Annotated in this window: 28 protein-coding genes and 1 riboswitch; of the genes, 4 read left to right on the plus strand and 24 right to left on the minus strand. The window is 49.9% G+C overall.

Annotated features, from left to right (window positions below; genetic code table 11):
- Window positions 1–83: 83 nt before the first annotated feature.
- The 3 genes from GX364_01535 to GX364_01545 are packed head-to-tail and all read right to left on the minus strand — an operon-like array spanning window position 84 to window position 3,008.
- Complete coding sequence (locus GX364_01535) at window positions 84–1,511, minus strand: NAD(P)(+) transhydrogenase (Re/Si-specific) subunit beta (protein NLI69535.1); 1,428 nt, start codon at window positions 1,509–1,511, stop codon at window positions 84–86.
- Window positions 1,512–1,523: 12 nt separating this feature from the next.
- On the minus strand, window positions 1,524–1,811 hold the full coding sequence (locus GX364_01540) for an NAD(P) transhydrogenase subunit alpha (GenBank protein ID NLI69536.1): 288 nt from the start codon (window positions 1,809–1,811) through the stop codon (window positions 1,524–1,526).
- A 15-nt stretch (window positions 1,812–1,826) separates the two neighbouring features.
- On the minus strand, window positions 1,827–3,008 hold the full coding sequence (locus GX364_01545) for an NAD(P) transhydrogenase subunit alpha (GenBank protein ID NLI69537.1): 1,182 nt from the start codon (window positions 3,006–3,008) through the stop codon (window positions 1,827–1,829).
- A 252-nt stretch (window positions 3,009–3,260) separates the two neighbouring features.
- On the opposite strand from GX364_01545, the gene GX364_01550 reads away from it, so the two are divergent.
- Both GX364_01550 and GX364_01555 read left to right on the plus strand, forming a co-directional pair.
- Window positions 3,261–4,037 carry a hypothetical protein gene (locus tag GX364_01550; protein ID NLI69538.1) on the plus strand — a complete coding sequence of 259 codons (777 nt, stop codon included), beginning with the start codon at window positions 3,261–3,263 and terminating at the stop codon, window positions 4,035–4,037.
- A gap of 54 nt (window positions 4,038–4,091) precedes the next feature.
- The gene (locus tag GX364_01555; GenBank protein ID NLI69539.1) at window positions 4,092–5,402 is read left to right on the plus strand and encodes an aminotransferase class III-fold pyridoxal phosphate-dependent enzyme; all 1,311 of its coding nucleotides are present in this window, start codon (window positions 4,092–4,094) and stop codon (window positions 5,400–5,402) included.
- Between the two features lie 154 nt (window positions 5,403–5,556).
- On the opposite strand, the gene GX364_01560 is transcribed toward GX364_01555, so the two are convergent.
- From GX364_01560 to GX364_01570, 3 genes are all read right to left on the minus strand, one after another.
- Complete coding sequence (locus GX364_01560; GenBank protein NLI69540.1) at window positions 5,557–6,087, minus strand: hypothetical protein; 531 nt, start codon at window positions 6,085–6,087, stop codon at window positions 5,557–5,559.
- A gap of 380 nt (window positions 6,088–6,467) precedes the next feature.
- On the minus strand, window positions 6,468–6,683 hold the full coding sequence (locus GX364_01565) for a hypothetical protein (GenBank protein ID NLI69541.1): 216 nt from the start codon (window positions 6,681–6,683) through the stop codon (window positions 6,468–6,470).
- Between the two features lie 15 nt (window positions 6,684–6,698).
- Complete coding sequence (locus tag GX364_01570) at window positions 6,699–6,842, minus strand: hypothetical protein (protein ID NLI69542.1); 144 nt, start codon at window positions 6,840–6,842, stop codon at window positions 6,699–6,701.
- 172 nt (window positions 6,843–7,014) lie between these two features.
- Here GX364_01570 and GX364_01575 point away from each other — a divergent pair, with 172 nt between their 5' ends.
- Complete coding sequence (locus GX364_01575) at window positions 7,015–7,203, plus strand: hypothetical protein (GenBank protein ID NLI69543.1); 189 nt, start codon at window positions 7,015–7,017, stop codon at window positions 7,201–7,203.
- A 27-nt stretch (window positions 7,204–7,230) separates the two neighbouring features.
- On the opposite strand, the gene GX364_01580 is transcribed toward GX364_01575, so the two are convergent.
- The 7 genes from GX364_01580 to polA all read right to left on the minus strand — a co-directional run bounded on the left by GX364_01580 (window position 7,231) and on the right by polA (window position 14,811).
- Complete coding sequence (locus GX364_01580) at window positions 7,231–8,238, minus strand: isocitrate/isopropylmalate dehydrogenase family protein (GenBank protein NLI69544.1); 1,008 nt, start codon at window positions 8,236–8,238, stop codon at window positions 7,231–7,233.
- Between the two features lie 75 nt (window positions 8,239–8,313).
- Window positions 8,314–8,856 (minus strand): lytic transglycosylase domain-containing protein, encoded by a 543-nt coding sequence (locus tag GX364_01585; GenBank protein NLI69545.1) that lies wholly within the window; start codon window positions 8,854–8,856, stop codon window positions 8,314–8,316.
- A 32-nt stretch (window positions 8,857–8,888) separates the two neighbouring features.
- Window positions 8,889–9,542, minus strand: coding sequence for a dephospho-CoA kinase (locus tag GX364_01590; GenBank protein ID NLI69546.1), 654 nt, complete (start codon window positions 9,540–9,542; stop codon window positions 8,889–8,891).
- A gap of 38 nt (window positions 9,543–9,580) precedes the next feature.
- The gene (gene ytaF, locus GX364_01595) at window positions 9,581–10,228 is read right to left on the minus strand and encodes a sporulation membrane protein YtaF (GenBank protein ID NLI69547.1); all 648 of its coding nucleotides are present in this window, start codon (window positions 10,226–10,228) and stop codon (window positions 9,581–9,583) included.
- Between the two features lie 84 nt (window positions 10,229–10,312).
- Window positions 10,313–11,149 (minus strand): DNA-formamidopyrimidine glycosylase, encoded by an 837-nt coding sequence (mutM, locus tag GX364_01600; protein ID NLI69548.1) that lies wholly within the window; start codon window positions 11,147–11,149, stop codon window positions 10,313–10,315.
- Window positions 11,150–11,161: 12 nt separating this feature from the next.
- A complete protein-coding gene (locus GX364_01605; protein NLI69549.1) occupies window positions 11,162–12,052 on the minus strand; it encodes a polysaccharide deacetylase in 891 nt (296 codons plus the stop codon).
- 101 nt (window positions 12,053–12,153) lie between these two features.
- Window positions 12,154–14,811, minus strand: coding sequence for a DNA polymerase I (gene polA, locus GX364_01610; GenBank protein NLI69550.1), 2,658 nt, complete (start codon window positions 14,809–14,811; stop codon window positions 12,154–12,156).
- Window positions 14,812–15,011: 200 nt separating this feature from the next.
- On the opposite strand from polA, the gene GX364_01615 reads away from it, so the two are divergent.
- The gene (locus tag GX364_01615; protein NLI69551.1) at window positions 15,012–15,299 is read left to right on the plus strand and encodes a hypothetical protein; all 288 of its coding nucleotides are present in this window, start codon (window positions 15,012–15,014) and stop codon (window positions 15,297–15,299) included.
- Window positions 15,300–15,406: 107 nt separating this feature from the next.
- Here GX364_01615 and GX364_01620 read toward each other — a convergent pair whose 3' ends face one another.
- The 11 genes from GX364_01620 to def all read right to left on the minus strand — a co-directional run bounded on the left by GX364_01620 (window position 15,407) and on the right by def (window position 26,380).
- Window positions 15,407–15,889: a 6,7-dimethyl-8-ribityllumazine synthase gene (locus GX364_01620; GenBank protein NLI69552.1), complete on the minus strand. Its 483-nt coding sequence runs from the start codon at window positions 15,887–15,889 to the stop codon at window positions 15,407–15,409.
- 21 nt (window positions 15,890–15,910) lie between these two features.
- The gene (locus GX364_01625) at window positions 15,911–17,110 is read right to left on the minus strand and encodes a bifunctional 3,4-dihydroxy-2-butanone-4-phosphate synthase/GTP cyclohydrolase II (protein NLI69553.1); all 1,200 of its coding nucleotides are present in this window, start codon (window positions 17,108–17,110) and stop codon (window positions 15,911–15,913) included.
- A 17-nt stretch (window positions 17,111–17,127) separates the two neighbouring features.
- Complete coding sequence (ribE, locus tag GX364_01630) at window positions 17,128–17,787, minus strand: riboflavin synthase (protein ID NLI69554.1); 660 nt, start codon at window positions 17,785–17,787, stop codon at window positions 17,128–17,130.
- The gene (gene ribD, locus GX364_01635) at window positions 17,768–18,889 is read right to left on the minus strand and encodes a bifunctional diaminohydroxyphosphoribosylaminopyrimidine deaminase/5-amino-6-(5-phosphoribosylamino)uracil reductase RibD (GenBank protein NLI69555.1); all 1,122 of its coding nucleotides are present in this window, start codon (window positions 18,887–18,889) and stop codon (window positions 17,768–17,770) included. The genes ribE and ribD overlap by 20 nt, the downstream gene beginning before the upstream one ends.
- 125 nt (window positions 18,890–19,014) lie before the next feature.
- Window positions 19,015–19,162, minus strand: a riboswitch (FMN riboswitch).
- 114 nt (window positions 19,163–19,276) lie between these two features.
- Window positions 19,277–19,945 carry a ribulose-phosphate 3-epimerase gene (locus tag GX364_01640; protein ID NLI69556.1) on the minus strand — a complete coding sequence of 223 codons (669 nt, stop codon included), beginning with the start codon at window positions 19,943–19,945 and terminating at the stop codon, window positions 19,277–19,279.
- A 20-nt stretch (window positions 19,946–19,965) separates the two neighbouring features.
- The gene (gene rsgA, locus GX364_01645; protein ID NLI69557.1) at window positions 19,966–20,835 is read right to left on the minus strand and encodes a ribosome small subunit-dependent GTPase A; all 870 of its coding nucleotides are present in this window, start codon (window positions 20,833–20,835) and stop codon (window positions 19,966–19,968) included.
- Window positions 20,835–22,550 carry a Stk1 family PASTA domain-containing Ser/Thr kinase gene (pknB, locus tag GX364_01650; protein ID NLI69558.1) on the minus strand — a complete coding sequence of 572 codons (1,716 nt, stop codon included), beginning with the start codon at window positions 22,548–22,550 and terminating at the stop codon, window positions 20,835–20,837. Before pknB ends, rsgA begins: the two co-directional genes overlap by 1 nt.
- Window positions 22,547–23,302 (minus strand): Stp1/IreP family PP2C-type Ser/Thr phosphatase, encoded by a 756-nt coding sequence (locus GX364_01655; protein NLI69559.1) that lies wholly within the window; start codon window positions 23,300–23,302, stop codon window positions 22,547–22,549. Before GX364_01655 ends, pknB begins: the two co-directional genes overlap by 4 nt.
- Window positions 23,303–23,533: 231 nt before the next feature.
- Entirely contained in the window at window positions 23,534–24,955 is a 1,422-nt protein-coding gene (gene rsmB / locus GX364_01660) for a 16S rRNA (cytosine(967)-C(5))-methyltransferase RsmB (GenBank protein ID NLI69560.1), read from the minus strand.
- The gene (locus tag GX364_01665) at window positions 24,948–25,898 is read right to left on the minus strand and encodes a methionyl-tRNA formyltransferase (protein ID NLI69561.1); all 951 of its coding nucleotides are present in this window, start codon (window positions 25,896–25,898) and stop codon (window positions 24,948–24,950) included. The genes rsmB and GX364_01665 overlap by 8 nt, the downstream gene beginning before the upstream one ends.
- Entirely contained in the window at window positions 25,895–26,380 is a 486-nt protein-coding gene (gene def, locus GX364_01670; GenBank protein ID NLI69562.1) for a peptide deformylase, read from the minus strand. The genes GX364_01665 and def overlap by 4 nt, the downstream gene beginning before the upstream one ends.
- Window positions 26,381–26,382: the final 2 nt, after the last annotated feature.

The following is a 26,382-nucleotide window of genomic DNA, read 5'->3' on the forward strand; positions in this document are numbered from 1 at the left end:
TATTATCCTGATTGTTATTCTGCTCCAACCGGGGCAATTATCCGGTTGCTGCACCGTGTACTGTTTGAAATCCGATCGGTTGATCAGTCTTCCGTCCTCAACAAAGAGGTGACCCGGGGAACGGTTTCCATCGCGTTACCCCAGAGGGTGATAACATTCTTTTCTTTGTACAGGGTGTTGTCCACTCCCGAATAACCGGGCTTCTCATCGAGGTTGCAGACAATAATATTTTTGGCCTGATGGACATCCAGCACGGGCATGCCATAGATAGGGGTCCCCTCCGCCGTATTGGCAGCCGGGTTTACCACATCACAGGCACCCACGATAACGACCAGATCTGCTCCCTTGAATTCGGGATTGATCGCTTCCATGTCATAGAGTTGCTCGTAAGGTACTCCCACCTCGGCCAGAAGAACATGCATGTGCCCCGGCATCCTTCCCGCGACGGGGTGGATACCGATCTTGATTTCCTTGCCCTGCCTTTCAAGAGTTTGGATCAATTCCGCAACCTGATGCTGGGCCTGCGCAAGGGCCATCCCGTAGCCGGGAACAATGATAACTTTTCCCAGGTCTTTGGCCATGGCCGAGATCTTCTCTTCCGGGGTTAGTTTTGTTTCCTCCGGTTCTTCTTCCTCCTGTACATCCGCACCTGCATCGGAAATCGGTTCATCGGTTGTGATTGAAACACTGCTCTTGAATCCTCCCAGCACAGAAGCCAGACTCCTGTTCATGGCCCGGCACATTATCTGCGTCAATATCAGACCCGCCATGCCGACCAGTGAACCAACCCCCACCAGAACCAGGTCTCCAACCGTCATCCCGCAGATGGCCGCAGCCACACCGGACAAAGAATTGAAAAAAGATATTATGATGGGCATGTCGGCTCCCCCGACACGTACAGCCATCATGACCCCATATACTATGAATATTGCCATCAGCAACAGGAGCAAGTAGATAAAAGCATCCTGGGGAATATAAAGGCCGGCGAAGATAAGCAATGCCCCCGCAACAAGAAGAAATATCAGATAGAAGCGCTGGCCCGAAAACAGAACCGGTTTCTGATTTATCCATCCCTGAAGCTTCAGCGCTGCGATCATGCTGCCTACAAAAGTCAATGTTCCCAGGGAGAGAGCCAGCAGGCCTGTAAAGCGGGAAACATAGAATTCCACTCCCGCGATTCCTTCCGTATGTATCATGATGGTGCTTGCCGCAATGATAGCCGACGCCCCCCCGCCAAACCCGTTTAGGAGCGCAACCATCTGGGGCATCTGGATCATCTTGACCAGTTGCCCCATGATAACTCCCAGAATACCCCCTGTCAGAATGACCAACCATATGGAATAATCTGCAAGCGTTCCTTCACTGTAAAGAACCAGAATGATTATCGAAAACATGCATAATGCCCCGAGGCGGTTGCCCCAGAGAGCAGTTTCCGGGCGTTGCATCAGGCGTATTCCGACAATGAAACCGATAATGATAATCGCCGCAATTATTATTTTCAATTCTACCATAGCAATTTCTCCTTAATCAGTTACTTTTTCCTCTTTACCTTTGAACATCTGCAACATTCGTTCCGTGACCCAGTAACCTCCGGCTACATTTATCATTGCCAGTACCAATGCTATCGATGCCCAGATCTTCAATCCGGCAGGCGCAGCAACAAAGACAATAATCGCACCAAGAACCGTTATCCCCGAAAGGGCATTCATACCGGACATCAAGGGTGTGTGCAAAAGAGGCGGTACCCCGGAAATAACCTTGTAACCAACCAGGGATGCTACGACCAGAACCGCAATCATTGCCAGGATCATTTCTTTCCCTCCCGTTTAATTTGTATCCTTGTTCATGGCCAGCAATGCCCCTTTGTGCACTATCTGGCCAGCTTTTGTAACCAGGGTTCCCGAAATAATCTCATCATCGGGGTCATCCCTGGTCTTGCCCTCTTCGACAATATATTTCATGTAATTCAGGATATTTCTGGCAAACATGTGGGTAGAGTCGATCGGCAGGGTAGCTGGAACATTCTTGAGAGCACTGATGAAGACACCTTCAAAATTGTATTCCTCGCCGCTCCGGCTCATTTCACAGTTCCCACCCTGGTCTATGGCTATATCGATAACGACAGAACCTTTTTTCATCCCCTTGATCATCGGTTCATCGATCAGAACCGGGGCTATTTCCCCGGGGATAAGCGCGGTCAGAATAACTGCATCGCTTTCCTGCACATGTGGGGAAAGTACCTCCTTCTCCCTGGCATGCCATTCCGCGCTGAGCCTCCTGGCATAACCCCCTTCTCCTACAGCCAATTCCGGAGGCAGATCAAAAGAAATGATTTCGGCACCAAGGCTCTGGGCCTGTTCGTTGGCATCGGGCCTGATGTCCAGCACCTTGACTTTGGCCCCGAGCCGTTTTGCCGTGGCGATTGCCTGCAGCCCCGCCACACCGGCACCGATGATCAGAAACTGGGCCGGATGAATGATGCCCGATGATGTGGGCATCATCGGTATAAAAGAACCCAGGTGGTAGGCGGCAAAGATAGCAGCCTTGTATCCTGCCACGGTACTCATGGCCGTCAGGGTATCCATCTGCTGGGCCCTGGAGATCCTGGGTATACCATCGAGTGTGAAAGCAGTTATATTCCTCCTGGCAAGCATCCTGACCATCTCATGATTCGCCTTGTTTGCCGGATGCAAGAAGGTTACCAGAATGCTGTTTTCCGGAAATAACTCCACTTCATGCCGCTGCAGTTCTTCATTGAACTGTGGTTCTTTAACTTTCAATACGATGTCGGCTTCACTGTAAAGTTTCCTTACGTCCTGAACTACCTCGGCACCGGCTTCCTGATAAAGAATGTCACCAAGAAAAGAGCCTTCCCCTGCACCCTTCTCGAAGAGCATCCGAGCACCCAGTTCCGTGAATTGTTTCACGGTTTCCGGTGTTACGGCCACTCTTTTTTCGCCGGGCATGATTTCTTTGGGCACGCTTATTGTCAACCCTTTGAAGTTCATCATGGATCCTCCTTTGACTGATCTTGGACTTGTAACATAATGGACATTTCTTCTCCATAATGATTTATTATGGACACTTTTTCATATTTTATATTTTACATCATAAAATCAAAAAGGACAAATTGAACATTGCGGCAACACGATGGATAAAATTGTGATATAATAGTAGAGGAAATGAATACCCCGATGTCGAATGTTTACATGATCGACATATTGATTGATTCTGTGGTTCAAATATGCCAAGAGGGAGTGATGTTAGTGGAAGCAGCGCAAGAAATGGTTCTAGCTCGCCTGCATTTGAGGGCGGTTCTTCCCCTTCTGGAAGAAATCGCCACCTTCGACAAGGATCTTCAGCAGATGATTCAAGGTTGGAACGCCGTCATCCAGTTTCAACTGCCCGGCGGCAACCCGGGAACAGCATTGATCTTTGAACAGGGTAAACTCAGGGTAGAAACTGATAATTATGCCGGTCCAAAAGCTACACTTACTTTCAAGAATGCCCGCGAATTGAACGAGGTATTCCAGGGCAAGAGCAACAAAAATCCACGGCCCAACGCGGTGGCTCTCCTTCATCTGAAAAAGTTATCAATAATAGACAAGGTACTGGGGCGTCTTGAGTATTATCTTCAGCCCAGCGATGAATTGTTGAAAGACCCTGACGCCTTTGCCTTCTGCGTAAAAATGTCTCTCTATGTGATGACGTATGGTATCCGCGAAATTGGGGAATATGACCCTGTCCTCAAGGTGATTTCGCCCAGCATTCCCAATGGGGTGCTGGCCATCAGGGTTATTGACGGGCCTTCTTCCAACCTGACGGTTAAAGATGGAAGATTTTATCCGGCCAAAGGGTCGGTGGAAAACCCCACGGCTGTACTTCAGATCGCGGATCTCAAAACTGCCTGGAGCATGATTCAGGGAGATCTTGATCTTTTTGCAGCCATCGGTCTGCAACAGATCAAGATCAGAGGATTTATACCTCTGATTGATGGTATCAACCCCCTGTTGGATCGCCTTACCTACTATCTGTAGCCATGTAAAGTAAGGCTTATCATAGATCATCAATAAAATAAGGAGGACAATATTATGTGTGCAAAGATATTGGGTAAAGAGTTGGTAGGTGAAAAGACAGACACCAAAGAAAAAACCTACACCTACGAGAAATCTGCCAAGTTATTTTCACGAGCCACGGAAATAATCCCGGGTGGCATTTACGGCCATTTTTCCCCTACCTTGACCGTTCCCGGAGCTTTTCCTTTCTACACCACCAAAGCCAAGGGGTGCCGCTACACAGATCTGGATGGCAATGAGTTTATCGACTACATGTGCAGTTTCGGGCCCATGATACTCGGCCACAACCACCCCGTTGTGGACAAAGCCGCCGATGAACAGAGAAAGATGGCCAACTGCACCAACCACCCCGGGCCAATCATGGTGGAGCTTGCTGAATATATGGTGGATCTGATCACATTTGCGGATTGGGTCCTTTTCGGAAAGAATGGTGGTGATATGACCACTTTCGCCATCCTCGCTGCCCGGGCACATACAAACCTGAAAAAAATCATCACGGTGCGCGATCATTATCACGGGGTAGGAGCATGGTGCACATCCCTCGGCCATGGAGGCATAATACCCGAGGACCACGAAAATATTTTGAAAGTCGAATGGAATGATATCGACAGTTTCCGCAAGGTGGTCCGGGAACATCGCGGGGAAATCGCCGGTTTCATAGCCACTCCCTACCATCATCCTACTTTTACGGAACAGATCATGCCCTTGCCCGGATACTGGCAAGAGATTGAAAAAATCTGCCGTGAAGAAGGAATCGTCATCATACTTGATGATGTTAGAGCAGGTTTCCGGCTCAACATACATGGTTCCAACGAGTATTTCGATTTTACTCCGGATCTCAGTTGTTATTGCAAGGCAATGGGCAATGGCTATCCCATCTCGGCATGCATGGGTAGAAAAGAGCTGATGAACGCAGCAGCCAAGGTTTTCGTCACCGGATCCTACTGGACATCCAGTGAACCCATGGCGGCATCCCTGGCCACACTCAAGGAACTGAAAGAAACCAATGCCATCGACAAGATGTTCAAAACGGGCACCATGCTCATGGAAGGTTTGAAGGAGATAGCCGAGCGTCATGGCCTGGAACTGATCACCTCGGGACCGCCTACCATTCCGTTCATCAATTTTACCGGAAAAGACGGACCTTACCTCAACCAGATCTTCTGTTCAGAAGCTACCAAAAGGGGTTCTTATTTGAACCCGCAACACAACTGGTTCATTTCCGCGGCGCATGAAGAGAAGGATATCAATGAAACACTGAACCATGCCGAGGCGGCCATGAAAATAACCAAGGATAGGGTCGACAGGAAGGCGCTTGTCTACTAAAACACGGCCGGGCCCCGGTTCCCGGGATGGATACCGGTCCGATCAGAAAAATCAAGGCTCTCCATTCCATGTGGAGAGCCTTCTTTTCACAAATATCACCTGCCCGGCGGTGGTTTCAATTTGCCGCCGGCCTGATCACACCGGACAGAAAAGCCTACCATCTTTTTTTCCTTTTAACCGGTGGGGTCGGCCCTCTGTCCCTGTGTTCCAGCATGTTTTCGCGATTGTTCCAGAAAAAAGTAATGGCATAGCCCCCGAATATGATGGCTACAAGGTTGATAAATGATTCTATGCCCATCGCCAGGCCCAATCTGGCATAAACCCCTTGCATGAAGTTGAAATGAACCTGGATCAGCCCCATGACCACAAGTGATCCTCCCGCCAGAATACCATATACAAGAGCATCCTCTTTACGCAACAGCAACTGTATGCCTGCAGCCAGGGAAATGATTATCAACCAGATGCTTCCCAGAAGAAAAGGATTTTTGAAGTCCCCGAACGTCTCCACATCCTTTACCAGAAGAACGGACGTCGTGTGAAATATTATCCAGTATATTATTGCAAATGCGGCCATGATGATCAGCAGCCAGGACATGATGTTCAATGCTCTGGCAGGCCCTTCATCGAAGGTAACCGCGCGGCGGGCCTTTTTTCTTGAATTCTTTGCTTGGTTTCTCCTGTCCATGAAACACCTCTCCTTTGCAATATTGACGATACCATCATTATATATCACCAATTGAACAATTGAAAATATTTATATGATGAACGGGTGGGTCAAAGACAGGGAAGATTTCCGGAATGGGGCCTGAAGGTTCCCGGGGTTGGTTGTGATTCCCTTCTCGATTTCATCCGGTAGCATGGTCTTTCAATAACCCTGTCCTCCTCTGCTCCCCGACAACCATTCGATGGCTCACAAAAAATTGTTTTTTTGGCCATGGAGAAAGGATGCGGGAACATGGAATACTCACAGTTCACGGGAAAAAGCCATTTCAAAAAAAGAGCTATCCTGCAATACGCATGCGATAGCTCTCTTTCGTTCAAGAAGGTTGCCCGTTCATCCTTCGACTATTCATGCCCGACTCCAACATCTTTCCGGGCAAAAAGATGATAAGCATTGTAGGCTGCGATTATCAATCCCAGAAGGAAATTGTTCCAGGCCAGGGTTGTGGGAGAAAGAACATCCGTGAAGTTGACCAGAGCGATCCAGAGACCAATGACGATATGAATGATGTGAAACGTGGTGAGCATCTTTTCTTCCCTCCTTTCTGTCAGGTTTGCCATCTTCCTGTTCCTGTCCTAGAATAGCCCCTGTATAAAAGGAAAAACGTGTCGGGAAATAAAATACAGGACGATGATCAAACCTATCAACCATGCACCATATTTGACCACGGAATGGGTCAGTGTCAATACCGTTGCGTTTTCACTTTCTCTTTCTTCCATATGCTTGCTTCCTTTCCACTTTCGGTTTGAAATCACTACCTTTATATTTTCCAGATTCCGATTAATTATAATCAAAAATTCAACCGGCCCCTGTCAATGGATAAGAAACAAATAAGAGTAAACACTAAATAAAGAAACACCGGAACTTCATGTAGAAGGGAGGTTGAAACAATTGGCCAAAAAATTTAACAAGGGTAGAAAACAGAAGAGGAATATCGATATCAACAAACTTGAAAAATACCGCGAAGAGATTTCAAGGGAACTGGGAATAAACTTGCCCCCCCTTGACAGTTTCAAAAAGAGCAAGAAGAATGAGGCATTCCTTCCGGATACCGATGATGATAGCTACCATTTGCCCTAGTACATCCTTGAAAAAAGACCGGGAAATCTATTCCCGGTCTTTCATTTTTCTGATGATCGCATCAGCCATCTCCGAAGTCCTCGCCGTCCCACCGAGATCATAGGTGACTTCCTTGCCCTCGGCGATGACCGCCGCCAGTGAACTTTCTACCAGATCGGCCGCCTTGCTTTCCCCCAGATGTCTCAGCATGAGCACAGCAGAAAGCAACATGGCACTGGGATTTACCTTGTCCATACCCGCATATTTGGGAGCGCTTCCATGGACCGGTTCAAAAACTGCCATCTCTTTTCCGATATTTGCCCCCGGTGCCAATCCCACCCCTCCGGCCAGGCCGGCACAGAGGTCGGAAATGAAGTCACCGTAAAAGTTGGGCATCACCATAACGTCATAGAGATGGGGTTTTTGGACCAGTTGCATGCACATATTGTCCACGATCCGATCTTCAAATTCAATAGTCGGATATTCCCTGGCCACATACCGGGCCACTTCAAGGAAAAGACCATCACTCAGCTTGAGGATATTGGCCTTGTGCACTGCCGTAACTTTTTTCCTTTTGTTTTTGACGGCATGATCAAATGCAAAACGCACTATATTTTCCGAAGCTTTGCGAGTGATTATTTTTATACTCTCCGCTGCATCTTCACCGACCCTGTGTTCCACCCCGGAATAAAGGCCTTCTGTATTTTCCCTGACAACGACCAGGTCGATGTCCCGGTAATGTGATTTTACACCGGGATAACTCCTGGATGGCCTCAGGTTGGCGTAAAGGTCAAGTTTCTGCCGCAGGGCTACATTCACGCTGCGAAAGCCGACTCCCACCGGAGTTGTAAGCGGCCCCTTCAGGGCAACCTTGTTTCTCCTGATCGAGGAAATTACTTCGTCGGGCAAAGGGGTCCCGCATTTCTTCAAAGCCTCCTCCCCGGCAACAACCTCTTCCCACTCTATCTTGACCCCGGTTCCGTCCAGTACCTTTAAAACCGCTGCGGCAATGTCGGGCCCTGAACCGTCGCCGCGTATCAAAGTGATTTTGTACATATACCATGCTCCCTCCGTTTCCACAAGCGCTGCTTCCGCTATATTTTATATCAAGAATGTTCATTGATCAAAATACTATTCGTAGATATTCCGGTATTGATTGTAGGTATTCAATACTTTCTGTACATATTCACGCGTTTCCAGCAGGGGAATATCGGCGATATTTTCAGCCCGTCCATCCCAGATTCCTTCGGAGAGCCATCGCCTGACCCGGTTCCTTCCCCCGTTGTAAGCTGCCAGAGCTACAGCCAGATCGTCATCACAGAATTGTACCATCAAACCTGATAGATACCATGAGCCGATCTTGACATTGCAATCCGGTTCAAACAACAAGTCTTGATTGTATGCCTCAAAACCCATTATACCGGCCGCCCATTCCGCCGTTTCGGGCATGATCTGCATCAGTCCCGCCGCCCCTTTGGCAGATACCGCTGCCGGATCAAACCCGCTTTCTACATGGATAATCGCTGCCAGCAGATTGGGATCGAGATCATGTTCCAGGGCAGAGTGGTGTATTTCTTCCCTGTAAGGAAAGGGGTAGAGAAATCTTCCCCAGAAAGGTGCGTAGAGAAAATGCAAGACCAGCAACACCAGGAGAAATATCAATATATAATATATATTGCTTTTTTTCAATCTTCCCAGCCACTCTTTCAGGAACCGTTGTTTTTTGTTTCCATACCGCGTCCTCTTTTTTTGTCCAGGAGAACAGGTACTATATCCCAGAATTCCTCTACCTGCGCGCGGGTTTTGTCAAGGCCACCGCTATTGTTGATGGTAAAATCGACATACTGTTTTTTCTTTTCTGCGCTCATCTGGGATGAAAAGCGGTCTTCCATCTCCCTGTCTGTCAAACCGTCGCGATTTTCAAGCCTTTTTTTCTGAATATCAACAGGTAGATCAACCAGAACCACAACATCGACGAAGCCATGCATACCACTTTCGATCAGGAGCGGCACGTCCAGTACAATCACCTCGGGCCCGGCAGAATTACTCTTTCTCAGGGCATCGATACCTTCAACCATTTTTTCCACTACCCGGGGGTGAACGATGGCATTCAGTCTGTTCCTGGCCGCATCATCGCTGAAGACAATATGACCCAGTTTCTCCCGATCTATATCCCCGCTTTTCAAAAGTATACCCGTACCGAAGTGATCAACGATCTCTTCCCAGGCAGGCTCCCCGACCCCCACAACATCCCTGGCCATCACGTCAGCATCAAACACCACGGCACCCTTTTTTTCAAACATTCTGGCCACTGTACTCTTGCCGGAAGCTATCCCGCCCGTCAATCCCACGATCAACATTGTTCATGTCTCCCTGCCCCGCAGCTTTTTTCCCATTCTCAGATAAAATAAATCACACTGATGACAATCAAGGTGAGTCCCGCCAGTATCGATGCATATCTGGAAAAATGGCCGACGGAGGCAATTTTTTTTCCTATCAGCATGCCAGCCGACACCATCAAAAAATTTGTAAGGCCAACGGCACCAACCGTAGCCACCGGGTTCAAGCCGATCATGACCGCTCCAAAGCCTGCGCCGAAGGCATCGGTGCCAAGAGCGATCCCCAGAATAATCGATTCTCCGGCACTGAGGGTCCCGGAGTGATCCACATCCGCTTTTTCTGGCCGGTAGGTTATGTCCAGTATCCCTCTGAATCCATTCAGACTTCCCGGCGTATCATGTGCGCCCTCGCTTCCAGGCTCTGCCTTTTCTCTATAAATTGTATATATGTTTTGTATTATAAAGTATACCCCCAATAACAGCAATATCAACCCACCAGCTATCGATGCGGTTTTTACCGGTATGTACCGCGTCAGGGTCTGCCCCATCAGCATGGAAACGGCTACGGCTACGGAGGAAAATATGCATATAACAAGAAGCGATGAAGGCAAAATTGCAAGTCTGCGGACACCGCAGGCCATCCCGACACCAAAACCATCAAAACTGACCGCTATAGCCAGCAAAATGGTGGCCAACTTCAAGAACAATCCCCATCCTCTCCATGAATCTTCACTTAATATAATATGGAAGCGGTTGGGGAATGTGAAAGGAAGGAGATAGAGAGAAAGGGGCTAGCCGGGCTCGACCTGGCACCCCGGGCAAAAATAGGTGCCCCGTCCCCCGACAACTATTCTCTGAATGACGTTATTGCATTCGGGGCATCGTTCATCTTTTCGCCGGTAAACCATGAGCATATTCTGGAATGTACCAGGTTCACCACCGGTACGCCGATAATCGCTGATACTGGTTCCTCCGCTCTTGATGGCCATGGACAGAACCTGCCTTACCGTTTTGAACAGCCGGCTGACTTCGGTTTCATGCAAACACCCGACCCTGGTCAACGGATGGATACCTGCCAGGAAAAGGCTTTCGTCAGTATATATATTTCCCAGTCCGGAGAAAAATTTCTGGTCCAGGAGAAGGCCCTTGATCCGTGATCTGCACCGGGTAGCCAGGCGTTCCTTGAACTGTTGCTCGGATGCCTCTGCCCACCAGTCAGGCCCCAGCCTGTCCAGGCCGGCAATATGGTCTTCCCCTTTTTCCAGTAGCCATGCACGGCCAAATTTACGCGGATCGGAAAAATAAAACCCGCCGCCACTCTTCAGGCCAAAGATCATGCGTACATGTTCTGCACGAACAGAAGCGGCATCTTCAACAAAATAAATAAGGCGGCCCGTCATCCGTAGATGAAAAACCAGCCTTGAAGAACCGTGCAGTTTCATGATCAGAAACTTGCCTTTCCGGAACAAACCTTCAACGGTGAGACCCCCGAGAAGCCGTGAAAATTCTTCTTCTTCCGGGTATCCTACCGTTCCGGGAAAGATTACTCTGACGGACTCTATCGTCTCACCCCTTACCAACGCATCCAGATCCTTGCGGATTGTTTCTACTTCGGGCAACTCCGGCATGATTCTCCTCCATCAACGATGTTTGCTTTCTATTGCCCCCGGATAAAGAGATGCAAATTCATAGCCCCGCGCCAGTAGCTGATTGATTATCTCGGGCAGTACCTCGACCGTGGCCTCGCAATCTTTTCGATCATGAAATAAAACCACTATATCTTCCTGCAGTTCATCGACAATGCCCAGTACGTTGTTCAGTATATCCTCGGGAGCAAGTGAAGCAATCCCATCACCGGAATCCACGTTCCAATCGAAATAATCATAGCCTTCTTCTATCACTACACCTGTCAGTTCTGCAATGATGTCATACCCTGCTATCCTGCGGGCTCTGCTGATCGATGAACCGCCGGGAAACCGCATTATTTCCGTTTTAATCCCTGCCTTTTCCAGGATCAGATCTTCCATCCTCCGCAAATCATTCATGAACGAATCCCTGGAACGATAGATGTGGTTGTAATCATGCGAATATGTATGGTTTCCAAGAACATGGCCCTCGTCAACAATACGCCGATAGATACCCTCTTCGACCTGGTTGTCTTTACCGATAACAAAAAAAGTGGCCGGCACCTCGTAAGTACCCAGAACATCGAGAATGGTCCCCGTGTTGATGCTGGGTCCATCATCAAAGGTGAGGTAAGCCAGCGGTCCGCTACCGCCGACCGCATACAGGTCGTTTTCTTCCTGTCGTGACCCGGTTCCTGTTTGATCTCCACCCTGGTTCGGGCCGGCAGCTTCCTCGTCCGGAATGGAGTCATTGAAAGAATCGCCTTCAAGGTTACTTTCATCCAGCAAGGTCAGGGCGTGAGCGATTATTGCTTCTCTATGTATGGAATAGATTATAAAAATACCGCCAATTGTCAATAAAATCAACACAAGAGTCAGCAATTTCAGAAAATCATGTTTTTCCATGGACATCATCCCCGGCCATTTTATTTTATACGAATTTTTGCAATTACAGGCTACTTACAGTCTATTCTGTTTATCGGATGAAATAGCCCGGTTGAAAAATTTTATCCCATATCATACCAGGTCTTGCCCGAGGCCAGATCCACTTTCAACGGAACGGCCAGGTCGGCAGCATTCTCCATCTCCTTTTTTATTACCCGGGATACTTCTTCCTTTTCGTCTTCCGGTAACTCGAAAATCAGTTCATCATGAACCTGGAGAAGCAATCTGGCTGCATAATCACGTTCGCGCAGGCTCCCGTCCACCCTCAGCATGGCCACCTTGATTATGTCGGCAGCCGATCCCTGAATGGGCGTGTTGCGTGCTGTTCGTTCCGCAAAACCCCGCCTGCTGAAATTGCGGTCATTAATTCCGGGCAGATAGCGCCGACGATTGAAATAGGTGGTCACATAACCCTCACTTCGGGCCTGACGGACGATATCATCCATGTAGCGTTTTACGCCGTGGTAACGTTCAAAATACCGGTCTATATATTCCTGCGCCTCCCGACGCGAAACTTTCAGATCCTGGGCCAGGCCGTAATCGCTCATGCCGTAAACAATACCGAAATTCACCGTCTTGGCCCGATGACGCATCTCCGGCGTTACCTCCTCCAGTGCCACCCCGAATATTTCCGCGGCAGTGCGGCGGTGAATGTCCTCGTCTTTGCGGAAGGCATCGATCAGCGTGGGATCCCGGGAAAGGTGTGCCAGTACCCTCAGTTCGATCTGGGAATAATCGGCAGCCAGGAGTATGCAATCTCTCCCTGAAGGTATGAAAGCAATACGGATACGCCGCCCCTCGGGCATCCGCACGGGAATGTTCTGAAGGTTGGGCTCGCTGCTACTCAGGCGGCCGGTGGCCGTAACCGTCTGATTGAAGGTAGTATAGATCTTTCCCGATGATTCCTCTATATACGGGATCAGGCCCGTCAGATATGTTCCTTCAAGCTTGACCAGATGCCGATAGTACAGTATCTTGGTGGCGATTTCATGTTCCTGCGCCAATTCTTCCAGAACACCGGCGTCAGTTGAATAGCCGGTTTTGGTTCTTTTGATTACCGGCATTTTCAATTTCTCGAACAATATGCAAGACAGTTGACGTGGTGAATTGAGGTTGAATTTTTCTCCGGCAAGCACAAATATTTCTTCCTGCAGGTTTTCTATCTGCGCCTTTATTTCTTTTGATATAGCGTCTATTTTCTCCCGGTTCACGCTGATGCCTTGCAATTCCATCCGCGACAAAACCGGCAGAAGGGGCAGTTCCACATCCCGGTAAAGCTCCGCAAGCATATACCCGGCCAGTTTGTCTTCCAGTACCCCCCTGAGTTTGAACAAATGGGGCACCTCTTCGGCCAGAAGACGGGCTTGCAGCTCGTCATCATTGACCGCCTCCTTGCCCGACGGGGGTTCGCCCAGGTTGACATCGAGATACTCATTTATAATGGCCCTGGTGCTTAAATCTGCCCGGCCCGGATCAAGGAGGTATGCTGCCAGCATGGAGTCGAATTCAGGACGGGTAATGGTCACACCGAGGGCTGACAAGATATTCAGCAACGGTTTGGTATGATGCCCCAGCAACTTGACTGGACGGCCATCGCCCAGAAGTTCCTTCAGAAAAACCCCCCACGATCCCGAAGAAAACAGCGAGGGTTCAAAATAATATCCGCGTGACTCATCCATGGCAAAGGCAATGGCCCGGGGGGTGCCTTTCCAGCAGGGGTAATGTTCGCCGGTCTTTACAAGCAAGGCAACGGATGAATTTTCTGATGATGCGATGATCTCGCGCAGTTGTTTGATCGTTGTTACCGGGACCTGGCCGGAAATAGTTGTCTGTTTTTGTTCTGATGTTGCCTCGACGGCCGGCAGCCTGTTCAGGAGGCTTTTGAATTCCAGATCATTGAAAACATTTCTCAATCGTTCATAATCCGGTATGCCCAGTAAACATTGATCCCAGTTGAAATCCAATTCTTCGATCCGGCATCTGATCGTAGCCAGATCCCGGCTAAGCAATGCCTGATCACGATACAACTCCAGGTTCTTCCTCAATTTGCCTTTCATCTCCGAGGTGGAAGCCAGCACACGATTCAGGTTTCCGTACTCATGCAATAACTTCAATGCGGTCTTCTCCCCGACACCGGGAACACCTGGAATGTTGTCGGATGGATCTCCCTTGAGCGCCATAAAATCGACCATCTGCTCCGGTTTCAAGGTATACCGCTCCCATAACCTGGCAGAATCATACTCATGAAGGATGGAGATTCCCTTGCGCACGATGATCACTTTGGTGTAATCGGAGATAAGCTGAAAAAGGTCGGTATCGCCGGTGAAAATCAATGATTCGATTTTTCTTTTTTCCGCTTTTTTTACCAGAGTGCCGATGATGTCATCGGCCTCGTATTCATCCAGTTCATATATGGGAAAACGATAGGCCTCGACAATTTCTTTGATACGGTTGATCTGTTCATTGAGTTCTTCCGGTGCACTTTCACGATGCACCTTGTAATCTGCAAAGAGAGCGTGGCGAAAAGTTGGCCCGGGCCTGTCAAACACAACCGCCCCGAAGTCAGGACTGGTTTTTTCAAAGATACCGGTCAACATGCTGGTAAAGCCATAGACAGCATTGGTCTGCTCTCCCCTTTTGTTTTGTAGCAAAGGCAGTGCATAAAAAGCACGATAAACGATGCTACTGCCGTCTATTATGAGAAATTTTGCCGTGGACAAAATTGATCAACCCCTGACCTGAATTCAAGTCAATCATACCACAATTGTAGCTGCGGTGTAAGCAGAGCCATAAAAAAACAACCGGCCAGGGAAAATCAACATGATGCCGGTCAGAAGGCAGAATGGTGTTAATTTGTTCGTAGTGGGGAAAAATATTTTTGTAAATTGCATATCACTGTGCCGTCAAGGAGGCCACATGTTTGAAAACACGCATACAGCACCTGCTTGATTCAAGATTTGAATCAGGGAAAAATTTTCTCATTTCGCGGCCGGCGCTTCTGGATGAGCTGGTCTGCACTTTTCAAAAAGAGTTGCATGAACAGATCAGGTCCCAATCATTTTTCCAGCGGGGGAACAAACTGGCTATCCCGGCCGACCCCGATTTGAGTCAAGCTATCGGCCGTCAGGTCATCCTGACCTGGGGCCTCGCTTTCGCCATCGGCATGACCAGCCATGTTCCTTCCCCAAAAATGAATGAACATGATTGACCTTTTCCCATTTCCATCGACGCTGTACCTGCTTTTTTTACCCGCACCCGTGTACAAACAAAAACCCCGGGCATGGCTCTTCCCGGGGCTGGAAGTGACCGGTTGAATCAGGCTCGGCTGGATTTATCCAGTTGACGGTTAAGATCGGCCATCTCGATAGCATTGATAGCCGCCTCCGCCCCCTTGTTTCCGGCCTTGCTGCCGGCTCTCTCGATGGCCTGTTCCAGGGTATCACTGGTGATGATCCCGAATATGACCGGCAGTCCGGTATCCAGTGCCACCTTGGCAACGCCTTTGGCTGCCTCGGCAGCGACATATTCAAAATGGGGAGTTGCACCGCGGATCACAGCACCAAGACAGACAACCGCATCGTATTTGCCCCCAAGCGCCATCTTCTGCGCTACCAGAGGGATTTCCAGGGCACCCGGCACCCAGGCAATCTCTATGTTTTTTTTCTGCACATCATGGCGATGGAAGGCGTCAAGAGCTCCCGAAAGCAATTTCCCCGAAATAAACTCGTTGAAACGACTGATGACGATCCCGAAACGGTAATCATGGGCAATGATCTTTCCTTCGTACTGGTTATACACTTTACTCCTCCTCTTTTCAGATTATTTGAGATGCAGATAATGGCCCAATTTATCCCTCTTCGTGGCCAGGTAGTTGCAATTGTATGGTGTAGGGGCACTCTCCAGGGCTACCCTCTCCTCGATTGAAAGCCCGTAGCCCTCCAGGCCTTTTATTTTGCGAGGGTTGTTGGTAAGAAGGCGGATTTTCTTGATGTTCAGATCAACAAGAATCTGCGCTCCTATCCCGTAGTCCCGCAAATCCGGGGCAAAACCCAGAACCTCGTTGGCTTCGACGGTATCCTTGCCCTGATCCTGCAGATGATAAGCCTTTATCTTGTTCAGAAGGCCGATACCTCTCCCTTCCTGGCGCATATAAACCAGAACCCCCCGCCCCTCTTCTGCAATCTGTTTCATGGCCTGTTTCAGCTGTTTGCCACAATCACATCGCAATGAACCAAGGACATCGCCGGTGAAACATTCGGAGTGAACCCTTACCAGCGTTGGTTTCTCCGGATCCATCTCGCCCATGACCAGGGCAACATGGTCGTGTTCATCCAGTGAGTTTTTGTATATGATCAGTTTGAAATTTCCAAATTGGGTGGGAATTTCAGTTTCTGCGGCTCTTTTGACCAGCTTTTCTTCTTTCATGCGATGATTGATAAGATCGGCAATGGTAATTATCTTCAACCGGTGTTGCCGGGCGAACTCCGTCAACTGCGGAACCCTGGCCATGCTCCCGTCATCATTCATTATCTCGCAGATCACACCCCCCGGGTAAAGGCCGGCCATCCGGCAGAGATCCACCGTGGCCTCGGTATGGCCCGCGCGCCTCAATACGCCCCCCTCTTTTGCCTGCAAGGGGAAGACATGCCCTGGGCGCACCAGCTCTTCAGGACGGGTGGTTGGTTCTATCAACGTTCTAACTGTCAAAGCCCGCTCCGATGCGGATATTCCCGTCGTCACCTTTCTGGAATCAACCGATACAGTGAATGCCGTCTCGTGTTTGTCGGTATTCCTTTCCACCATCAAGGGAATTTCCAGTTCTTCTATCCTGGAAGCAGTCAAGGGAACGCAGACCAGACCCCTGGCATGGCGGATCATGAAATTTATTGATTCCGTCGATGCTTTTTCCGCAGCAATTACCAGATCTCCTTCATTTTCCCTATCTTCATCGTCGACAACAATGATCATACGCCCCGCCCTGAGTTCATCCAGAGCTTCTTCGATTGTGCTGAATTTCACTCTTTGTACCTCCTCTATCAAAAACCCTGCTCCATCAAATAATCCAGCGTCAACCCTTTTCCGGTGGCCAGGGTTTTATTTTCTATCAGGCGATGGAGATGTTTTTCCACATATTTACCGACAACATCCACTTCCAGATTGAACCTGTCACCAATCTGTTTGAGTCCCAGCGTTGTGGCTGCAAGGGTGTGGGGAACCAGGGAAACACTGAAATCTTTTTCGGTAACATCGGCTACCGTGAGGCTTGTTCCATCTACAGCCACGGATCCCTTTTTTATGATATAAGCGGTCAGATCCGGGGGAACTGCAAAACACATCACCACGGCGTTGCCTTCATGTTTGCGCGATAAAAGGGTGGCTGTACCATCCACATGTCCACTAACCAGATGCCCGCCCAATCTTCCATCTGCAGGCATGGCACGTTCCAGATTGACAGGGCTTCCGGAAGAAAGTTCCGCAAGGTTTGTATTCCTCATCGTTTCGGGCATCACATCGGCCTCGAATACGGTTCTACCCTTGAGGCCTGCAACGGTAAGGCAAACACCGTTGACAGCGATGCTATCCCCGATAGCCACCCCGTCAAGAATTTTTGAAGCTCGGATAGAAATCCTGTTTCCGTCCGGAGCGGTACGACTCGATTCCACCATCCCGACCTCTTCAACAATTCCCGTGAACATCTGCCCTCGCCTCTTCTTCCAGATGGCGATGAGGATAGCCGATCAAAAGCAAATCCTCATCGTACTGTTTCAACTCCAGGCCGGATACCATCCAGGCTTTTTTGAGCACATCGATCCCTTCTCCGGCAAAAGGTGTCGGTGCGGATTGGCCACCGAAGATGATAGGAGCCAGAAACAGGTATATTTTATCGATAAGGTTTTCTTCCAGAAAACTGTAGTTGACCGTACCGCCGCCTTCGACAAGCAATGAACTATACTTGCGTTTCCCAAGTTCTATCATCAATGCCTCCAGGGAAACCCTGCCCCTCTCCGATGGCAGGAGAAGGATTTCAACACCCCTTTCCCTGAGTTTCTCGCAGCGTTCCGGCGGAGCCGCCTCCGTGGCCGCCACCATTGTCGTTGCTCTGGAGGAGGGGTTGATCACCTTGGCGTCCAACGGCAACCGGGCCCTGCTGTCCAGTATTACACGATCAGCATCCCGGCCCTCCCGGTCAGTCAGGCGCGTGGTCAGCACGGGGTCATCCCTCAGAATCGTGTTGATCCCCACGATGATGGCGTCGGCACGATTGCGCAACTGGTGTGCCATCTGGCGTGATTTCTTTCCCGTTATCCAACGTGAATCACCTTCCCTGGTAGCTATCTTGCCATCAAAGCTCATCGCTGCCTTGACAATCACAAAAGGACGGCGAGTAGTAATATATTTGATAAAAACCTCATTGAGGCGCCGTGCTTTGTCTTCCAGCACCCCCACCTTGACCTCGATTCCTTTTTCCCGCAACCAATCGATACCCTTGCCGTTGACGATGGGGTTGGGATCTTTCATGGCCACGACCACCTTGGATATTCCCGCGGCATGGATACTCTCCACACAGGGGGGGGTTTTACCCCGGTGACAGCAAGGCTCAAGGTTGGCATACAATGTGGCACCCCTGGCCTTTTCTCCCGCTTTCTGCAAAGCAATATATTCGGCATGGGGCCCACCGGCATATCCATGATATCCCGTACTGACAACTTCCCCGTTCTTGACCACTACCGCCCCAACCATCGGGTTCGGATTGGTAAGCCCCCTGCCTTTACGAGCCAGATCGAGGACCGTCCACATGATACGTTCATCAGCATCCAAATAGTTCTCACCTCTCTGTTAACCGCATATGATCTTGATCAAAAAAAACCCCTGAAAGCTTCGGGGTCAGATAACAGTGGCATACGACAGGCATGCGCATTTTTGTTTTCCTTCTCCCTTCCAGACTATACTGTCGGCCCCGGATTTTCACCGGATCAGCTTCAGGCTCGCGGGCTTTCCACAGGTGGATCACCGCCGGTTCGGAATTGGAAGTCCATCGATAGAACCCCTCACCGTACCCCGAAGGAACTTCAATACTGCATTGTAAATTGAATTCTGGCTACCAATATTGAAAAGACTTTCCGTTGCCACCGCCTTCTTCAACAATGTGATCGGTAAGTCATTATATCATATTATTTTTTATTTTTAAACACCGCGTTTTTCCCCGGGCAACATTTTGATAGCCTGAATAATGCGGCCATCCCTTTCCCCGCCGAAGACAGCCGACCCCATGACCAGGACCGATGCCCCGGCTTCGACAACAGATGCGGCAGTCTCCCTGTTCACCCCTCCGTCAACCTGCAATTCTATGTCTTTTCCAAGACTTTTTATCTTCCGGGCAATGGTTCTTATCTTGGGCAGTACTGCGGGAATAAATTTCTGTCCCCCGAATCCGGGATTGACACTCATCACCAGAACCAGGTCAAGCAGATCCCACAGGTAATCCAGGACATGCTCCGTCGTTGCAGGATTCAGGGCAAGCCCGGCCCGAAGGCCGCATTCCTTGATCGAATACAGAAGCCGATGAAGATGATCGGATGATTCCGCATGGACGGTGATCAGGTCGGCTCCCGCCCGGCTGAATTCCGCGATGTGCTTTTCCGGTTCCACGATCATGAGGTGGACATCCATCAGTAGCCCGGTCCTTGACCGGAGTGATTCGACCATCTGGCTCCCGATGGTAATATTGGGCACGAATCTTCCATCCATCACATCTATATGGAGCCAATCTGCTCCATTCCGTTCTGCCCAGACAACATCCCGCTCCAGATTTGCAAAGTCTGCCGATAGTATTGATGGTGCAATTTTAATCACTTGATCATTCCTCTTTCCGGTTATTGATCGGTTTCTTTCAGGAAAACAAGATAATGATTGTAGCGCAACTCGCTGATTGCACCGTCTTTCACCGCCGCTTTCACCGCGCAGCCCGGTTCATCCCTGTGCAGGCAGTCTCTGAATTGACATCGTTCGCGGTATCCTTCCATCTCCGGAAAATAACTATCCATGGGTTTGTCGGCGCCAACCGAGAGGTCAGCTTTGGTGAATCCCGGTGTATCAACAACCATGCTTCCATCGTCAAGAAAAAATATTTCTACATGGCGCGTGGTATGCCTGCCACGTAGCCCTTTCATGCTGACCTCGGCGGTTTTCAAATTTATCCCCGGCTGGACAGCATTTATCAAGGATGTTTTCCCCACGCCCGATGGGCCCGTAAAAACGGAAATATTGCCCTTCAAATATCGGGCCAGGGTTTCGATGCCTTTTTTCTGCAAAGCATCGGTGTGAATATGTTCATAGGGAAATAGACTCAATTTCCGATCTATCTCCTGCCGTTCCTTTTCATCCACCAGATCAACCTTGTTCATGCAGATCAGCGATCCTATCTCTCTGCTTTCCGCCGCCACAAGCTGGCGGCTGAGCAGGTTCCAATCGGGGCTGGGCCTGCGAGAAGACAGAACCATGACCATCCGACTTACATTTGCAACCAGCGGACGCCTGAAATAGTTTTTCCGTGGCAACACTTTTTCAATAACGCAGCCATCCCTATCATGGGCCGAAAATTCAACAAGGTCTCCGGCCATGATGTATCTTGCCCGGCCCTTGTATCTGCCCCGCAAATAACAGCGGTGAGAGACTCCTGACTTCGTGATAACATCATAAAAACCACCGGCAGCCCGCAGCACACGCCCTTTTTTGAAATCCATTAATGGGGTTCACCAACCTCGATATGTTCACCTTCCTCGGACGGCCACTCCACATCTGCCATGCCGGGGTCCTGCCCCTTGCTCCAGACGATATCGACAAGATCACCCGGTTTCACGTCTGTGCCCGCCGGCGGATATTGTTCGACAACCGTGCCGGGCGGTAGATCTGAAAACTCATCTTTCTCTTTGTTGATGATCAGTCCCTCCCGGCTAAGATACATCTTGACATCAACTTCCCTTTCCCCCACCAGGTTGCGGATGGGAAAGGAACGTTCCCCCTTGCTGATATACAGAATCACCTCGTCCCCCTGGTACAACTGCACCCCCGGGCGAGGATCCTGTCTGATGACATAACCTGCTTCCACCTTGGAATTGAATTCCTCTTCGATCTGGAATTCCAGTTTGCTCTGCCCCAGGAGAAGGGAGGCCTCTCTTTGGGGCATATTTGTTACTTCCGGTACTTTTATCAGTTCCCTGCCCTTGCTAACCTCCAGCACGACCTCCCTGCTTTTCTTGACCTTGCTCCCACCGGCCGGGTCCTGTGAAATGACATGGTCCTCCTCGACTATTTCATGGTACTTGAAAACTTTGCTGAAATTGAGGCCGGCTTCATCAAGTTCCTTCTCCGCTTCTTCCAGTACAAGGCCTTCCACCTCCGGCACCTCGACATCGGGCACGGCAAGCAGATTTTTTAGCAGATAGTAACCGCCAAACAACAGGATCGGAAGCAGGATAACACCCATTACCACCAGGGCCACCCTGTTCTTCCAGAAAGATTTCCCGGGTTTTTCTTCCCTGTTTTCATCCTCGCTCAGTTGTTTTTCCTGAAGGGGGGGCAGAATCCGGGTGTTCTCCACCTCTTGTTCCTCGCTGTTCTGCACGGCAGCATTTGTTTTTCGTTCCCGCTGCCACAAACGGATATCCCCCAGAAGTTCATGGGTACTGGCATATCTCCGGGAAGGGCTTTTCTGGACCGCTTTCAGAATCATCCTCTCCAGGGGTTCCGGAATATCGCTGAATAAAGTACGCGGTGGTGTTATCTCTTCGTTCAGATGTTTCAACGCCACGGAGATGGGGCTATCGCCCATGTAGGGAACCTGGCCCGTTAACATCTCGTAGAGAACTATGCCCAGAGAATAGATGTCGGATTGTTCACCTGTAAAATTGCCCTTGGCCTGTTCCGGGGAAAAATAATGGACGGATCCCATGACCTGTTCGTTGTAGGTCACCGTGGCTGCATTGACGGCCAGGGCGATACCAAAATCAGTTACCTTTACCTGCCCGTTCCGTGAGATCAAAATGTTCTGCGGTTTTATATCCCGGTGGATAACTTTGTTGAAATGGGCATGCAGGATCGCTTCTGTAATCTGGCGGAATATCTCCATGGCCTCATCGGCCGCAAGCCTTTGTTTTTCACGGATAAGATCTTTCAGCGTCTTGCCCTGAACATATTCCATGACGATATAATGGATATCGCCTTCCTCGCCAACATCATGGATGTTGATGATATGGGGGTGGGAAAGGACGGCGGCAGCCTGCGCTTCCCTGCGAAAGCGGCGTACAAAATCCTGGTCGCTGACCAGATAGTCTTTCAATATTTTCACGGTAACCGTTCTGTTGAGAAGATTGTCACGGGCGGAGTATACATTGGCCATGCCACCCTCACCGATTTTTACCAACAATTCATAGCGCCCTTTAAGCTGCTTTCCGATCATCCGGCATTCTGCCCCCCCGGTTCAACCACAAGAACCAAAGTAATATTGTCGTGGCCACCCCGCTCATTGGCCAATGAAATGAGATCATCGATTGCCCTGTCAGGCTGATCCCGATGTTTCAAGATAACTTCCCCTATTTCCCCTTCCTCGATCAGGGAGGTCAACCCGTCAGTACAAAAAAGAAGAACGTCTCCTTCATGCACATCAACGCCGAGGATGTCGACCTCAACCTTCAAAGACGTTCCCAGGGCCCTGGTCAGAACATGCCGACGAGGATGGCTGCCTGCTTCTTCCCTGGTGATGCGCCCGTCCTTGATCATCGCCTCGACAACGGTATGGTCCTCCGTCATCCTTCTCATGACCTTGCCTGAAAGATGATAGGCACGGCTATCACCAACATGCCCGATGGTCAAACATTTGCCGGAAATAAACCCCATGGTAAAGGTGGTTCCCATTCCCTTTTTGCCGGGGTCATCCCGGGCCTGGTTGAATATTTCATCATTGATTGTGTTGATCAAGTCCCTGATATATTCAGGGGTATCCTTTTTGAAGCTCCCGGGCGCTTCTTCCGCAAGGGCAAAACGCGACAGAACGTCAACGGCGATAAAACTCGCCACCTCTCCCGCCGCATGCCCTCCCATTCCATCGGCCACGGCCAGGATGGCCGTTTCATCGTCATAAACCTTGAAATAATAGTTGTCTTCGTTGCTCTGACGTTCTTTACCGGGATCGGAACGCCCAAATACCTTCAACTTGTGATCCCCTCCGGGATTTTTATCTTCATGAAATTGATGTCCGATTTTTCGCCCTGTTGTATGCTTATTCGTCAAAAAGTATAGCAAAAATAAATATAAAAGGCAATGTATCAGGGTCTATACTCCGCTTCCAAAATTTTGTTTTTATCCATCCCATTCTGGATTTGTTTCGGTTATTATAATATTAATTATTTATCTTGAAAAACCTTTTATTGATATATTATAATCTCATAATCTCTGTAAAAGAGCGATAAAAAAACCGTCTCTGCCGTGTATATGGGGGTAAAATTCCACCACCCCCCGTTCGGTTTCCTCCGGTGACACCCCATCAAGTCTGGCAGTAACAACGGCAGGTTTCAATGAAGGATTCTCCTTCATCAGGAAGTCGACAACCTCGCCTGTTTCTTCCGGTTCATTGCTACAGACACTGTAGAGCAGTTTCCCCCCCCTTCTTACTACCCGTGAAGCCGCCAGTAGCAATTCTTTTTGAAGCCGGCTCAGGGCAGAAATCATCTCCTCGCTCTTCTGCCATTTCAGATCCGGCCTGCGATCGAGTACACCGAGCCCCGAGCAGGGCGCGTCACAGAGGACATAGTCGGCTTCCCTTTCGAATTCATGCACATCGCGGGCATCCCACACCCTGGTCCGGATAATCTCTATGCCCAGCCTTCTTGCCGCCTCCTCGACCAATCTCAAACGGGACCGATGTTGATCCCCGGCCACGATTATTCCTTCATTACCCATCAGTTCTGCCAGATGAGTCGTCTTCCCGCCGGGGGCGCTGCAAAGATCGATCAATGATTTTCCACTTGCGGGATGCAGGACGCGAGCTGCCAGCATTGACGATTCGCCCTGGATCGTATACAACCCTTCCGTGAAAGAATCCCGCCGGTTCATGGGCAATCCCGGCCGCGGCTCTATCCGCAAAGCTTCGGGGATATCGTTCACCTCGTGGCATGTAACTCCTTCACCAAGAAAAATTTCCTTCAATTCTCCACGGGTAATTTTCAAAAAGTTGGTTCTGACAGATAACGATGGTATACGATTATATGCTGCAACCAACTTCGTGGCCTCTTCCATTCCAAGGCGGTTTAGCCAGCGCCTGACCATCCATGGCGGAAAACTATGGGTCAGCGCCAGATACCGGACAGGATCCTCCCTGACATCCGGCCAGGGCAGATCCTCAAGGCTGGAGGAGAGGCGCCGCAATGCCGCATTGACAAGCCGTGCCACTCCCTTGTGCCCGTAGCGATAACTCAGTTTAACAGCTTCATCGACGGCAACCGGCCGTGGAACGTTGTCCAGATACATGATCTGGTACGCTGCCTGACGCAGCAGATTGCGTATATGAGGTGTAAGTGTTTCCAGGGCTCTGTTCAAAATCAGGCCCAGGGCCCAGTCGATGGTATTGAGGCGCTGGATCGTGCCATAGGCCATGGTTGTAGCCAGGGGTTTTTCATGATCGGGAAGCTTTTTGAGAAATGCGGGTAGGGCAAGGTTGATGTAAGATTTCCGGGTTTCAGTTTTCACCAGAGCCATCAGAGCTGCTTCCCTGGCTGTTGAAATCCCCGTTGTTCTCTCCCTGGAGACCTGTTTCCGTCGCGTAAAATCTTTGTCATCGTGGCTTTTTCTGCCCATCGCTTTAACCAAGTATCATTCCCTTTTTCAATCGATAACCCCGCCAAAAATCGGACGAGTGCACACGCTTCTTGCCCTCCGCCTGGATCTCCCGGATATTGATAAGGCCATCCCCGGTCTTTACCTTGATTCCATCATTGGTAAGGGAGATCACCGTCCCCGGTTTCACATACGGGATACTGTTTTCCTCCCGGGCGATGATTTCCGTCTTCCAGATCTTGAGCCTGTTTCCGCCCTGCAACGTATATGCTCCCGGGGAAGGAGCAAGGCCTCTTACCTGGTTGTGTATCTTCAACGCGGAGTCTTTCCAGCATATCAACTCTTCCCCGGGAGTTATCGGTGGCGCATAGGATATTTTACCGGGATCCTGAGGAAAACTCTGCACACCGCCGGCTGCAATCAGCCCGATGGCCTCCAACAGCAAGCGTGCCCCTTTGCGGGCAAGCCTTTCCAGCAATTGACCCGCGTTCAACGAAAGAGGAATGGGTTCTTCTTCCTGCAAGATGATGTCTCCTGCATCCAGCTCCTCTTCCATGTACAGTACCGTGACACCGGTATGTTTCTCACCATTGAATATGGCATGCTGTACAGGAGCAGCCCCCCGGTAAGCAGGCAGCAGGGAGGGGTGAAGATTGATGCTGCCGTGGGTAGGCAATTCAAGCATTTTTTGCGGTACGATTCTCCCGAAAGCGACGTTGACGATGAGATCGGGAGCCAGTACCTGCATCTGTGTCAGGAAATCGGTATCGGTGAGACGAATGGGCTGATAGACGTAATATCCCCGCGATGCGGCCCATTCCTTGACCGGAGTAGGAGCCATACGGTAACCGCGCCCCTGCGGACGGTCCGGGCGAGTAACGATCCCCAGCACCGTGTGCTCACTCCCGGCCAGCATCTCGATCGAAGGCAAGGCAAATTCGGGGGAACCCATGAAGATAATTTTCAACCGCCTCAAAGATCTTCCCCTTTCTCGCCCAATTCATCCGGATCAACAATGCGCCGGGCTCTTTCCACAAAGAGAATCCCGTGCAGATGGTCTATCTCGTGCTGCAAGATTCTGGCCAGAAGACCCGAGGCTTTCAACCTGACCGGAACATCCTTCTCGTTCAGTGCCTCCACTACCACATGTTCTGCCCGTTTCACTTCGCCGTAGACCCCCGGCACACTCAGGCACCCTTCTATTCCGACCTCACCGCCTTCCGCTTCCACGATGACGGGATTGATCAATTTGTAAAGTTCTCCGTCACCGGCATCCACAACGATGATCTGTTTGGAAATCCCGACCTGGGGAGCAGCCAGGCCCACCCCCTTGTGATGATACATGGTTTCTATCATATCGCGGATGAGGTTGCCAATCGGAGCCGTGACTTTTTTTATGGGAAAAGCTTTTTCTCTCAATGCTTCATGGTTGATTTTAACCAATTTCCTGATACCCATCA

The sequence above is a fragment of the Bacillota bacterium genome, from assembly GCA_012518215.1.
Lineage (GTDB): Bacteria > Bacillota > Dethiobacteria > DTU022 > PWGO01 > JAAYSV01.